This window comes from Undibacterium sp. TC9W (genome assembly GCF_049339865.1).
Lineage (GTDB): Bacteria > Pseudomonadota > Gammaproteobacteria > Burkholderiales > Burkholderiaceae_D > Undibacterium.
The window spans coordinates 1-13408 of sequence record NZ_JBMPPJ010000031.1 but is presented as its reverse complement, the minus strand read 5'-3'; the positions used below and the strand labels follow the sequence as shown (position 1 = coordinate 13408).

General features: G+C 50.9%; 12 protein-coding genes. 5 read left to right on the top strand and 7 right to left on the bottom strand.

The annotated features are described in order from the left end of the window. Window positions 1-43: 43 nt before the first annotated feature. Window positions 44-592: a cytochrome b gene (locus ACO0LN_RS27355; RefSeq protein ID WP_422979408.1), complete on the top strand. Its 549-nt coding sequence runs from the start codon at window positions 44-46 to the stop codon at window positions 590-592. A gap of 89 nt (window positions 593-681) precedes the next feature. On the opposite strand, the gene ACO0LN_RS27350 is transcribed toward ACO0LN_RS27355, so the two are convergent. Continuing rightward, window positions 682-1485: a polysaccharide deacetylase family protein gene (locus tag ACO0LN_RS27350; RefSeq protein ID WP_422979406.1), complete on the bottom strand. Its 804-nt coding sequence runs from the start codon at window positions 1483-1485 to the stop codon at window positions 682-684. A gap of 407 nt (window positions 1486-1892) precedes the next feature. Here ACO0LN_RS27350 and ACO0LN_RS27345 point away from each other — a divergent pair, with 407 nt between their 5' ends. Further along, window positions 1893-2222, top strand: a complete 330-nt coding sequence (locus ACO0LN_RS27345) for a hypothetical protein (RefSeq protein ID WP_422979404.1) — start codon at window positions 1893-1895, stop codon at window positions 2220-2222. Window positions 2223-2274: 52 nt separating this feature from the next. On the opposite strand, the gene ACO0LN_RS27340 is transcribed toward ACO0LN_RS27345, so the two are convergent. Further along, a complete protein-coding gene (locus ACO0LN_RS27340) occupies window positions 2275-3717 on the bottom strand; it encodes a hypothetical protein (protein ID WP_422979402.1) in 1443 nt (480 codons plus the stop codon). A gap of 245 nt (window positions 3718-3962) precedes the next feature. Here ACO0LN_RS27340 and ACO0LN_RS27335 point away from each other — a divergent pair, with 245 nt between their 5' ends. Further along, entirely contained in the window at window positions 3963-4796 is an 834-nt protein-coding gene (locus ACO0LN_RS27335) for a hypothetical protein (RefSeq protein WP_422979400.1), read from the top strand. Between the two features lie 64 nt (window positions 4797-4860). On the opposite strand, the gene ACO0LN_RS27330 is transcribed toward ACO0LN_RS27335, so the two are convergent. From ACO0LN_RS27330 to ACO0LN_RS27315, 4 genes are all read right to left on the bottom strand, one after another. Next, window positions 4861-5220, bottom strand: coding sequence for a hypothetical protein (locus ACO0LN_RS27330; RefSeq protein ID WP_422979398.1), 360 nt, complete (start codon window positions 5218-5220; stop codon window positions 4861-4863). Between the two features lie 274 nt (window positions 5221-5494). After that, on the bottom strand, window positions 5495-6574 hold the full coding sequence (gene rsgA / locus ACO0LN_RS27325; RefSeq protein ID WP_422979397.1) for a ribosome small subunit-dependent GTPase A: 1080 nt from the start codon (window positions 6572-6574) through the stop codon (window positions 5495-5497). 439 nt (window positions 6575-7013) lie between these two features. Next, window positions 7014-9194, bottom strand: a complete 2181-nt coding sequence (locus ACO0LN_RS27320; RefSeq protein ID WP_422979395.1) for a DUF4214 domain-containing protein — start codon at window positions 9192-9194, stop codon at window positions 7014-7016. 164 nt (window positions 9195-9358) lie between these two features. Then, entirely contained in the window at window positions 9359-10123 is a 765-nt protein-coding gene (locus ACO0LN_RS27315) for an SDR family oxidoreductase (protein WP_422979393.1), read from the bottom strand. A gap of 207 nt (window positions 10124-10330) precedes the next feature. Between ACO0LN_RS27315 and ACO0LN_RS27310 the strand changes: the two genes are divergently transcribed. Further along, window positions 10331-10840, top strand: coding sequence for a hypothetical protein (locus ACO0LN_RS27310; RefSeq protein WP_422979391.1), 510 nt, complete (start codon window positions 10331-10333; stop codon window positions 10838-10840). A gap of 268 nt (window positions 10841-11108) precedes the next feature. Continuing rightward, a complete protein-coding gene (locus ACO0LN_RS27305; RefSeq protein ID WP_422979389.1) occupies window positions 11109-12464 on the top strand; it encodes a glycosyl hydrolase family 18 protein in 1356 nt (451 codons plus the stop codon). 180 nt (window positions 12465-12644) lie between these two features. Here ACO0LN_RS27305 and ACO0LN_RS27300 read toward each other — a convergent pair whose 3' ends face one another. Continuing rightward, window positions 12645-13172 (bottom strand): hypothetical protein, encoded by a 528-nt coding sequence (locus ACO0LN_RS27300; protein ID WP_422979387.1) that lies wholly within the window; start codon window positions 13170-13172, stop codon window positions 12645-12647. Window positions 13173-13408: the final 236 nt, after the last annotated feature.

Genomic DNA, 13408 nt, shown 5'->3' with positions numbered 1-13408 from the left:
TGTGCAAATTTTTGAGTTCACAAATTTTTTTGGTAGGGTATTCATGCATACAAGTTCAGCTCTGACTTCAGCCTTGGTCTATGATCGCCGTACCATACTGTTCCATTGGCTCAGCGCCATTCTGGTGGTGGGGCTTTGGGTAATCGGGCAGACGATAGACTTTTTCCCAAAAGGGACGCCGCGTGTTACGGTACGCAGTCTGCATATCAGTTTTGGTGTCTTGCTGGGCGCGGTATTGATATTGCGACTCATCTGGCGCAGAACCTCGGGCGCCCGGTTACCAGCGGCTGATCCCGGCATGCTGGGCAAACTGGCGGTAGGCATACATCATCTGCTGTACCTGCTCATGGTGGCTATAGTGATCATTGGGGTCGCCGCAGTATGGATACGCGGGGACAATATATTCAATCTCTTTACCGTACCAGCATTTGACCCTGCCAACAAAGAACTCAGACATAATGTCGTTGAGCTGCACGGCTTGCTGGCCAATATCCTGCTCGCACTGGCCGCTTTTCATGCAGCGGCTGCCTTGTGGCATGGCCTGGTCAAAAAAGACGGCGTGTTGCGGCGTATGTTGCCAGTCAAATCTTGATGTGGATGGGCGCGCTGAGTGAAGCGTGAGGCTTGCAAGCGTTTAAGATGCCTGCAGCTGTGGGGGATGACAGACAGTTTTTTGCCACGTTAATTGGATAGTGCAACGCTGCGTCTGGGAGTCTGTAATTTTTGCAAATCCACTCTCTGCAACTCCACCTGATCCAGTCGCACAAACACAAAGCCCTGTTTCAGTGTCTCTTCCAGTGCTACTGCCAAACCTTCAGCAGAGTCAGAGGCTGGTTTGTTCATGTGGGCGATGATGACATCACCCGCCTGCAGGCGTTTGAATTGTTTGATGATGGCTTGTTTGCGCAGCGTTGCGCCCTGGTCGGCGTTCAGGGAGAAGCCAGCGATCTTGTAGCCCATGCGTTTGATTTCATCCATGGCTTGCGGGTCATATTTGGCGCTGGCGCCGCGGTACCATTGCGGGGTCGTGCCGATGGCGCTGGTGATGGCTTTGGCCCCTTCGGTGACTTCACGCTGCAGGCTGGCGATGTCGGGTTCACCGGCCATGCCATAGACTTTTTTGCCCGGGCCTATGATGGCGGGGATGTGTTTTTCGCCGTGGTCTTCAACATCAAACAGATCAAGATTAGCCTTGATGATGGCAACGCCTTGCGAATTCTTGTCCAGCCATTTCTTGGTTACAAAGATGGTGGCGGGGATGCGCTTGCGTATCAGAAAATCGAGCAACTCAGCATCAAACTTGCCCGAGCAGGCGTCCAGTGTCAGCGCTATTTTTTTGCCTGTGATGGTGGGCGTAGCGATGCGGGTATGCACTTCAACAGGCATGGCTTGCAATGCTGGCGTCACCAGGGCGACGCTGAGCAACGTTGCCAGTAACTGAAGCTGGGGTAAATAGCAGGGTAAATTAGCGCGGCAAAATTTCATGTCAAATAAGCTTAATTATTCTATAAGCCGCGAGTATAAGGAGTTACAGTTTGGATGCAGCTTTAATTACATTTGGTAAAACCCGGTGGAAATGAAAGTGTGTGTGCCAGCGCACAGACTTGAACGCCTGCGCTGTCTAGAATAGCTTCACGTTGCAAAGAACTGCATCACCTGGCAGATAAGCCAGGGAGCAGGAATAAACACGGCATACATAACATGTCATCCTGGGATATAAATTCACTTTACAGATAGTAAGGGCGTTTAATCCGGCTTGGGTGACTTTAAAAGAACCTGCCACTGGTAGGTTTTTTTTCGTCTTGCGTTGTTGTTTGCATTGCCTGTTTGACAAAGCAATTGATATGTCTTAGGGTAGTGTTTCTTTATTTTTTGTGATGACACGATCAAAAATGAAATCCACATTTGTCTTGCTCAGTATGCTGGCAGCCTTGTCGGCAAATATCCCCGCCATTGCAGCACCCGATACCAATAGCAGCAGCGTCAAGATAGATGGCGATACCAAAGTCTCGACCATCGATGGCGTGGCAGGCATTGCCAATGAAAGCGGCAATATCCTTGAACTCAAGGATGGTGAACTCAGCCTCAATGGTACCGTTGTCTATAAAAAGAAGGGCGTGCTGAAAGTGCGGCTGGTGCACAATGGGGCGACATTCAGCCTGACTGTCGATGGCAAGAACGTGCCGCTGCCAAATATCAAACCGGCACCTGCATTGACCTGATAGCAGGTCAGCACGGGTTTGCCATCAAGTCAACGCAAGTGCTGGGTCTGTGTTACTGCTCTTGCCTGGGCATGCCCGGGCAAGTCTCAGGCATCTTGCGGCGTTTGAAGAAATTGACCAGCGCCTGATTCTCAGCGCTGACGGCACGTGCATACAGTGCATGGCCATTGCTATTGTCACTGTCATCACCCTTGTTGCTGGCATCCGGGCAGATAAAATCGCGCAATTGCTGATCGTTAAGACGGTCAAGCACGTCCAATACCGCCGTTGATGTCTGGGCATATACGTCAATGAGATCGCCGCCAGCGCGGTTAAGCTCGCGCATATTGTTGCTGCTCTTGATCAGGTAGGCCAGTAATCCGGCACCGCCATCTTTGGCTGCTGCCAGGCCGCCTTTAAGGGGCAGTTTCTGTGCCAGTGATGCTGCCTCCTTGCTATTCATTTCACGCAGGTATGACTGTATGCGTTTCTGGTCTGCTTCGCTGTAGGCTATTGGCCCCGCATCGGCATAGCCAAATCTTTGCAGCGTCCAGATTTGCTGTGGCGACAGCACGTTATCGTTATCAGGCAGCGCGTACGGATCGACACCTGCATCCAGGGCAAACAGGACGAGATCGACCTTGCCGCTTTCCATGGCGATAGTCAGCAGCGAGCGGTCATTCGCGACGACTTTCATATCCACATTATGCGTCTGCAAATAGCGCAAAACAGTCAACAGGCGATCTTTGTCTTTGGTGTCTGATGTGATTTGCTCATCGTTCAGAATATCCCACCATGCTGGCGCGACTTTGCTTGTGTCGGGAACATAAGCATATTTGGGCGAAGGGCAGGCGAGCGACAGCTTTTGCTCGACAAATACATCCAGCAAAACGGTATTCATGCTCTGCAAGACTGGCGGCAGGTAAGTGCAGTAGGTACGCTCCTCCTTGTCATTACTCACCGCATCCTGCAACAGGATGCGCAATGCCTGCGCATCGGCCTGCGGCAGCACACATTCATTCAAGGCGCGCAACTTGCTTTCTATCTGATGCCTACCCGAGGCCAGTTCTGATTGCAGCAAGGCATGATTACCCTCGCAGGCATTGATGCGCAAGAAATTATGCTGCCAGGCGTCTTCTTCTACGCTGGCGATGTGTGCCGCATCCTGCTCTTGCTGGTACTGCTTGATTTCATGCGCGACATAACCCATGCCCATGCTGCCCGCCATGCACAGCGGGAAAACCAGCACAGGCGTCGCCAGCATGGCGAGCAAACGCGGCAATAAACTGATCTTCAATTTGACCAGCACCACGACCATGGCAATCAGGCTGACTATCGCACTGCCAATGGCTGCATAGATCAGCTCTTCGAGGTTGGATGTGGGTGAAAAAGCAAAGGCCGGGCTGGTGAACGAGAAACAGAATAGTGTGAAAAGCAGGCGGCTCAGCTGGCCTGTGCAATGCTTGTCGCATGAAGAAATTAAACTGGTCGTATTGCAGGTTTTTGTATTGCTCAAGATATTGTCCGCAGTTTATGTACGTATTCGAGTGTGACAGAAGTAAGGAGGCTTGATGGCGATGCGACTATAGCATGCGGCTTGCTCATGAGGATGCTTTGCGTCTTGACATATACCTCTGTATGCATACCGCCTGCCGTGCGGGATGACGGCACTTTATTCAAGGCTCTTTAGCCTCATGTTTTCAGGCAAATACAGCATGAGTCAGTGTAAGATGCGCTTAATTCCAATATACAAATAAATCAATGAATATTGTCGCCCTAGGTGTTTCCATGCCTTTGTCCAGGTTCATGACGGACCTGTTCCCCATTTTTGCTTTTCTGTCTTTACCGTCTTTGCTTGTGGTTGTTTTGCTGCAAATCATTATCTTTGCGCAAGCCGGTGCGTTTTCTGATTCCAGGCGCAATTGGATTGCGCCTTCGATTATCCTGACGGTGGTAACTGCCTTATTTCTGCGCCTCGTTTTTTACATGTTTTTTCCAGACAAGCCCTTGTTATCTCCATATTTACGCTATGGCGGTTTCCTGACTCTCCATGTCTTGTTATCTTCAACGCTTGCTGGTTTCTTGTTTACCCGGCTGGTTTTGGGCAGGGCGCGTAAATATCAGCCATTGAGAGATGTGCCTGAGCTTATGCGAAACCTGGCACTAAGTTGCCTGCTGATGTTATTGCCAGGGGCACTGTATTTGATCGTAATGTGTTTGCACTGGCTCCCGATAAAACCATGGCTCATCAGTTTTTACACCATCTTCGATAAAGCCCATGCGCCTTTATATTTTATTGCTTTCCCAGCTTTTATCTGGCATTTGCACATCCTCAAGCATCTGGTAGAAGTCGCCAAAAAGAGCAAATTGCTGTGGGTGGGTTCTGGCATCATTTACTGGTCTTTGCCAACATTTTATTATGCAGTGACGGCGTATCTGTTCTCCATCGGTCGCTACCACATGGGGCTTGATTACAGGTTGATATTGCTTGTGATGACAATCTGCGTGATAGGCAGTATGAGCGTCGTGCGCAGCGTACGACGGATGGTGCGTGAACAATTGAGGTATGAGGAATTTCTCAGGGAAAGCGAATAAGCTGAAAAATAAAATGCAGGGCATGCCATGTTCGCCCTGCATTTTATCAAGCTTGAGACTTGCCTCAGGCAGTAAAACTATGGATGAGCTCAATCTGGCCAACGATATTGGCATTCATGAGCTCGACATCTTCTGCCGGTATCCACCACTCGGTATGTATGGCACCACCAACGGTCTGGACTGGGTAATTGTCCATGAAACTCTTGCTGACCTCAAAGCGCGTGACATAGCCAGAGCCGCTTGCTGGCACATTCCAGTCCCTGGCAATCTGTATCGCGTATTCCACATTGGTCACAGGGTAAAAGATAGGTTGCTCAGGCAGGCGGGGTGGCCATTTCTTGTTGCCACTGTCGCGCACCAGTGCCAGCTCCTCAGGGCCGGTAGGGCGGTAGAGTGTGACGGTGGTGATGTTGTGCGTAGTCATGATGCGCTCGGTTTGGGTTGTAAGGTCCATACTATAAATTACTTATATTTAAATTGCAACTAACTTGGTTGCGAATTTTATTTAAGATGCGATGCCGGGATGGCAAAGCCATTCAAGCGTTGTAAACCGCATCTCACAATTTACCGGATTTGCGGGCGGCGATAACGCTGCTGGAGTACCAGTCAGTGGCCTCCAGCTTGCGTCACAACACTTTGCGTTACTCTTGCATCATAGATAGAACGTATCCCAATCGCATCTCAGGCCTATCGCAAACTTAGCTCCGCTTCATCCTGTCTTTCTCCTTCACTGAGCGCATCAAGACCTTCCACTTTGATCTTGCTGCTATCCGTTCCAGCGGGGTTTGCTGGTGGCGGCGGGTTTCGCGTTGCAGTTTCTGGAAATTGCTGAGCCTGTCTGCATCGACGCTATCGCGCACGGCGCAGCCGGGTTCGCTCTGGTGGCTGCAGTCGCGGAACTGGCACTCTGCGGCCAGTGCATCAATGTCGGCAAAGCTGGCGCTGAGTTCCTGCTCGTCGAGATTGAGTTGCAGGGTGCGCAGGCCGGGGGTGTCGATGATGCAGGCACCGCCGGGACACAGGTGTAGCGAGCGTGCAGTCGTGGTGTGCTGGCCGCGGCCATCGGTGGTGCGCACCGCACCGGTATCTTGCGCGCTGCTTGCCAGGGTATTGGTCAGCGTCGATTTGCCTGCGCCGGATGAGCCGAGCAAGATCAGAGTCTGGCCAGCCACCATCCACGGTGCCAGCAAGTCTGCCGTCGTGCTGCTCTGGCCGTTAACGGCAAGCACAGGCACACTGGCAGACAGGCGTTGTTCCACCTCGGCCAGGCGTGCCTGCGCATCTTCGTGCACATCAGCCTTGGTCAACACGATGACAGGGGCAACTCCGGCTGCCTGCACCAGTGCCAGGTAACGTTCCAGCCTGCGCAGCTTGAAGTCGCTGTCCAGGCCCATGACGAGCAGGGCGGTATCGACGTTGCTGGCCAGGGCTTGCAAACGTCCTTCATTATTGCGGCGTGCCAGATGCGTGAATGGCGGCATGCTGGCGATGAACCTATAGTCAGCGCCGATATCGCCGCTATTGCTCAACAGGCCCCAGTCACCGACAGCCAGGCTGCTGTCATCTGCCGCCAGCTCAGACAAGAGGCGCGGCAGGGCGCGCACCTGCATGCTCTGGCTGCCATTGTGGACGACCAGGTTGTCGCGGTGTATTTCAGTAATACGTGCCATTTGCAGGCTGGCATCGTCGTCATTATCTGCTGCCAGTGCGTGTAACTGGTTAGCGATAGCCGGTGTCAGGCCGATCAGGCGCAGGGATGCGAAATCAAAATTGATCATGATAAGTGTGTCTGTCCATATTCATGGGCGTGCATCGTTTTTGGATGCACTGAACCATCCCGCAGGCACGGCAATTAAGAAAAAAGCCGGGGCGAGCAGGAACGAAAAAAGAAAATGGAAGTCGGCGCGCGATCAGACACACAAGCAGACGCACAAGCAGGCGCGATTTTAGGCGCGCATCAGCACACTAGCGATAAATTTTGTAAGACGCCAAGAGAAGATGTGTGCGGCGATATAGGCAGCGATGTGAGCAGATCAGGCAGCCGACAAGAGGGCAATATCCGTGGTTCTCATGATGTTGTCTCCTGTGGTGGTTGATGGAAGCTGTAGTGTGCCAGTAGTGGGCGGGTGCGTCAAGTGCTGAGGAAAGGGCAAGTTACTGGAAACAGAGGGCAGGGACAACAATGCCCCTGGACCCTGATTACACTTCAGTCACACTTTAAAACGCATAGTCCAGAATATCGGCGGCAGTAAATTGGCTGGCCCCCACTAGTTTGACGATGATGTCTGCGCGATCGACTGTGTTGGCCGTTGCTGACGTGTGCTGGTATAGATATGTACCAGCAGCCTCTCCATTACCGATGGTGATCAGATATGCCTGCCCTGCCGTTGCTGACAGTGCCTGTCCTGCTCCTGCTGCGCTGCTGGCAATATTGCTGGCCAGGCTGGAAAAGTCAGAACTGCCTATACTTATTTTACTTAGCGATGTTGCCTTTGTACCAGTTGAAAACCTGTCGCTGCCAGCTACATTGAAATTGCTGATCGTGCACAGTGCAGTCTTGATATTCTCTATCGTAGAGAACCTGATTTCAAGAATATCGTTCCCGCTACCAGTTTGCGCAAGCTTGATGTTGCTGGTGGTGGATATGCCTGACATATAGCTGAATTTCCCAGTCTTTCCTTCAGCTCCTATCACATTCACCAATCCATTACCAGACAGCCACAAGCTGGCGCCAGGTTGAAGCATATTGACCGTGTTTGAACTATGCGATGAGTTGGCGCTGAAGCTCAGGGTGCCGGTGCTGGCATGATTGATGGTGACTGCACCCGTTCCCATGACCTCGTAAAAACCGACAAGATTACTGCCAGACGTGGTCAGGCTGATGTCGCCGCTTGTGCCCATTTCATAGAAAAAGACGTTGGTCTTGTTGCCCGCACCCGTGATATCAAAACTACCTGCGCCCGCGAATTTGATCGTGCCACCGCCACCACCACTCATGTCAAGTTTGGTTGCCACTGCGCTGTAGATAGTGTGGTCTTCGGCATTGGTATCCTTGACCGTCAGCGTAGCGCCTTTGTCATACAGGTTGATGCTGGAAAACTGACTGTTCTCTACCGTAAATTTACTATTGCCGGACAGTGTCAGCCCGTATGCCTTGACGCCGCTGATACTCACATTTTGTCCGCCCTTGGCAGCGATAGTGACATTTTTGCTGCTGGACAGACTGATGGCCAGATCGCGCGAGGGTGTAATGTCCAGGTAAGTGTCATCGGTTCCGCGCGCAATGATCTTGTTGAGGCCTATCATATTGACACGGTCCAGTGTGAAACCATTGCCACCTGCTGCTACATCCAGTGTATGGTCGCCCGTGCCGGTATTGCTGAAATTGAAGCTCGCCCCTTTGAGGTTGGCGCTTGTGCTCTTGACGACAGAGTTGGCCTGCGCTCCGGCCTGTTTTACACTTTGGTTGATGCCGCCCAGCGTCACTGTAGATGTACCACTCTGGTTATTCAGGTTCACGGTCTGGCCAGACAGATTGCCAAGCACGATATTGTCACCACCACTGATGCGGTTGGCATTGATCGTCGTGAAACTGTTGATGAAATCGTTGCCCGCATTGCTGGTGTCAGCGCCCGCTTGCAGGTTCAGTGTCTGCACGGCGCTAACCATTGCGCTGCTGTGCGAGACTGGCGTAAAAAAACTGTTGACATTGAGCGCCACTGCCGCGCCGTTGCCTGTCAGCCTGGTATTCGATGCCAGCAACTGGCTATCGTCCGCGGTGAAATAAAAGTCCCCAGTCTTGCTACCCGTATTGTTTTGGCCCGCCAGCACAGGCACGAGTACAGCGTTTGCCAGTTTGTCGTTACCATAGGCTGCGCTCGACGTTAATTTGTCAGTGATGCTGGCGAGGCTGTTGATGGCATCAATACCGCTGGGGATATCAACCACAGGGGCCAGCCAGCTCTTGGCTGTGTTGAATGCTGCGCCACCGAGGTTATAGGCATAATCGGCCAGGGGATCAGCGACCAGTTTTTTTGTGAACGCAATCGCCGCTGCATTCTTGGATTGCACCGCCATCTGGTCTGCACCTGTGGCCCCGTTCAAAATCGCAATCGCCGCTGCCCCTATGCTGACCTTGCCGGTTTTGATCTGACCACTCCAGTAGGCCAGACCATCCGCGTCAGCCTTGTGGTTGAACAGGTTGTTGTACAGGGCATTGATGGTTTGTTCTGCCGTGAACCCGGCAAAGGCACTCGCATATTCCTTCTGTTCAGAAAAGCTTTGCGCGATCTGCAAGAGGCTAAGGCTGACATCCTTCCAGTAAGCGAGACCAGCCTTGTCGGCAGGGCGGTTGAAATAAGCAATGTACAAATTCTGGATCTCGACTTCGGTGGCCATCTAAAAACCTTCTTGCTGAGCGGGAGTGGGGCAATGCCTTGCCAAAAGAGTCAGCATCATCGCAAAAAAACAGGAACTTGTATATATGCAGGTGCCAGCAAGGTGAGCAGGATGCGCCGTGCGCACCCTACCAGTGGAATATCACTACAAGTAAGGAACCCGCCTCAAGTCCTGTTCACCGACACCCCGCCATCCACCAGCATCGCAGTACCCGTCATGAATGAAGATGCATCCGATGCCAGGAACAGTGCTGCCTGCGCAATTTCTTCCGGTTGCGCCAGACGCTTTAAGGCATGCAGACTGGCGACCTGGGCCATGGCCTCTGGCGTGTGGTTCATTTGATGTGCCATCGGTGTCTCTGTGCCGCCAGGCAAGATCGCATTCACGCGTATGCCTTGCGCGCCAAATTCTGTTGCGAGTGCTTGCGTCAAGCCATTCAACCCCGCCTTGCTGGCGGCATAGGCGGCTACACCAGGAAAACCCACCGTATGGCCGACAAAGCTAGATGTAAAAATCAGGCTGCCTCCACCGCGTTTGAGCATCGCAGGTATCTGATATTTCGCGCCAAAAAATGCACTGTTCAAATTGGTATCCAGCGTATCTTGCCAGCCTGCGGCAGACACTTGCAGCGTTGCCCCCATTTCGCCCATGGTACCTGCATTATTGAAGGCAATGTCCAGCCCGCCAAATTCCTGCACGGCAAATTCAACCAGGGTTTGCGCATAGGCTTCTTGCCTGACATCGCCCGCAATGCCTGCGGCACGGCCACCAGCCTGCCTTATCTGTGCTACCAGACTATCCAGCTCAGGCTGCCGCCGCGCAGCGACAATCACGATTGCGCCTGCGCTGGCAAATAGCAAGGCGGCAGCCCGCCCAATGCCCGAGCTGGCTCCGGTGATGATGGCGATTTTATTGTTCAGTTCTATCATGCTCTTCCTCTTTATGGTGTCTATATCGTGTTGGACAAGAGCAGGCAGTATTGATGTTCAGGCCCGCACAGTCTCGCCAGAAACGGACTTGGGATTTTTTGAAGAATGGGCTACTAGTATATTCTGCGGCTTTCGCGCGCTAATTGAGCAAGCGCGTGGTTTATACTTGAGGCGATATCGCGACTGCGTTTCTGAAGATCGCGCTATATGAACCACACGGATAAAACTTGTAAAGGCTACAGATTGAATGGACTACTAGAGTTTTTGCTGGAATCAGTTCCTGCAAATCAGCTTGCATCTTTGATGTCCAGGCTCGCTATCGATATTTCTAATGTGCGAAGCTTTGAGCAAAGTGGTCTTGGAGAACTTGAATTTCAAAACGTCTTTAGTCAAAACTTTTGGGCGCAGATATCCAAAGGCGAAAACTACAGCAGCTTTTTCTTGAATCTTCATGAAATGAAGATTGATCAGCAAATGCTGAAAAATCCAAGCATGCAGATTATCTACGGGGAAAATGCTTTTGATGTAGTCATACTTTTATCCACCAAAGACTGCAGGGACGCAGGCCTGGTGTTGGCCACAGACTTTTTTGTCTGGTTGAAAGACCTCGCCCATACTTTTGGCGCACTCGACTATTGTGGTGGACTGGAGCCTGCCTTTGACGAAGCAACACAGTTGTTCTCATCAAAAGGCTTGGGGCCTATAGATCATATTTAAAAAGCAAAAAAACTGGAAACATATTGTTTTTTTGATATAATAAAAATGTTATCTTTTATGCAAGTCCAGATGTTGATCCTGGCACCGGAATTGTTAACGTCAATCCGCTTTTTAGCGCGATTGCAAAGCCCACCCAGTCCGATTTCTTTATGAAGATATGCAGATGGCATGAGGTGTCACGCCGACTTTATGGCATTTACGGCCATTGTGCTGATGGCTGCATATTGAGGATAGGCAAACTATCACATCAATCCAAAGGAGTATCAACATGGCAGACATGGCAAATGGAGTCAATGCGTGGATTTATCTGAACGAAGATGAACCACCCGGCACCAACTACAACAGCGCAAACAGTTGCTTTCAAACACTCATCAACAATAAAACCTATAACAGCGCCAACTTTCTCGGCATCGCATTTTTTGCCGTCACCCCAGCCGTCAATGGTGACACCATAGAAATTGGCAGTTCAACGCATGAAGGCGGACTCAGCAATCAGGATTACCTGAATTCTGTGCTGCATGATGCGCGCCAGGTCAACCCTGGCATCAAGTTTCTGGCGACCATGGTGTATGCAGGCGCCAATACCCTGGCTGCGATTTTTTCCAAGACAGGCGACCCGCAGACACAGGCAACACAATTTGCCAATAATCTTGTCAGCTATCTGCAAGGCAATGGCATGAATGGCCTCGATGTAGACTGGGAAGGTGATGTCTCTGACGATATGACCCAGGACCAGTTCAAGATATTGTTCTCCACGATACGCCAGGTGTTTGATGAGCAGCCCGTTAAATATTTCCTGTCATTCACACCCGCCTGGCCAACTGATTCCATAGACTATCCCACCGTCAACAGCGCCTTCGATTTTGTCTCGCCGCAATTCTACGATGGCACACGTTTGTTTAAGTTTCTCGATGCTGGAATATCCCCCTCTGTCATCGGTTATGGCGCGCAGTTTGAACCAGGTAATTCTGCCCCAAACTCCAGCGCACAACAGGTATGGAATGTCGTTTCCGCAGGCTTTAACAGCGGTGACAAGCAGTACCATTATCAGGATATTTTCATGTGGCGCCTGAACTCAGGCAACTTCCAGTTCGAGCAGGCACAGTTCATGATCCTTGATCAGCTCGCCAATCCGCCATCAGGCAATGCCTTTGACGACACCGCAATTATCGCAGCAGCGGGTAACCCGAATATTACGCAGGTGATGGTGCGCTCTGGCGATGTGCTCAATGCCATACAGTCCATCAATACCGGCACCGGCCCATACAACATCGGTACGCAGAACAAGGAAACCGGTATCTTCACCACCTTGCAGCACGGTGGCAATAGCGGAACCAGCCAGGTTGTCAACATCCCGTATAACGATCCGATAGTGTCTGTCTCTGGCTATACAGGTACATGGTTTGGCTGGCAATGCGTCCTGCAACTGACCCTGACCGGAAAAAGCGGCACCACTTATGGCCCTTACGGCAGCATGGCCCACGCCAGCTCCAGCAAAGCTTTCTCACAAGCTGCGCCATCCGGGCAAAGCGTGGTCGCCTTCAAAGGTTCCACCGTTACGGTTCCGCTGGCGGATGGTAGTCAGACAGCGATTATTGCTAGTTTGAATGCGGTTTTTGCTTGAGTAAATTTTTTTGCCGGGCCTGTGCGGGGCAACGTGTGGGTCTGGTGAATTTGAGTGCTTTAGAGTAATAACTGCTGCCGTGAACAGATCAGGAATGGCAGTATAAATGCTACTAATCGTGCCATGCAGCGAGGCTCACCGCTTATCTTTATGTTGTTCTGGCTAGTTTGAAGAGCAGACCTATCCGAGGCCACGACCTTGTTCCCAAAAATAGGCAAAGAGCAACACTGATCCATTTTGAAGCGAGTGGGCGACAACAATAGTGTAGTAAGCTCTCATTAGCCCTTTTCTGAAAGACAAGCGAAAGGCATTAGAATGAGTAATAAATGTCCAAAGTATCGTTATTCCCCACATAGGATTGGCAACAGCATGCATTGCTGCCATCAGTATTGCAGGGAGCAATACAGTTAAAGTTGTTTTGAACCGGCATTTTATGGAAAGAAAAATCAGGGATGCCAACAACAGAGACTCAACAAATGGATTAAAAATGAGAGTAGGGAATAAGCTAAGATTTTTCTGTCCACCGCCAGTCCCAACTGTCGCATAAATGGAGGGCGAAATGAACTTCGCCAGTAGTAGCGCGCTTGAAGCAATTAACAATGTAGGCACGACTGCATAGAGAAATAGCGAGAACGAGGCGTAAAAAAAGTTTTGACTTGTAACTCGACTTTCAAATCCAATCAGTATTTTTTTGAAATAAATATGCATTAGATTTTCTAATTATTCCCGATTGCAAAAAATTGAGGATGGCAACTCAAATTATCGCAGAACGTCGGGGAGAATTCCGACGTTCAATCTGAGACAGAATTGCGATTTGTCGAGCCTGTAAATAAAAGTGTGTAAGTAATTCTGGCAGATGAAGCTCCTATAATGAGGAATTGCCAAAATGACGACAAACGCAATGGAAAGAAGCAAACTGCAGGCGCTGGCCAAAGAGCTGGCGA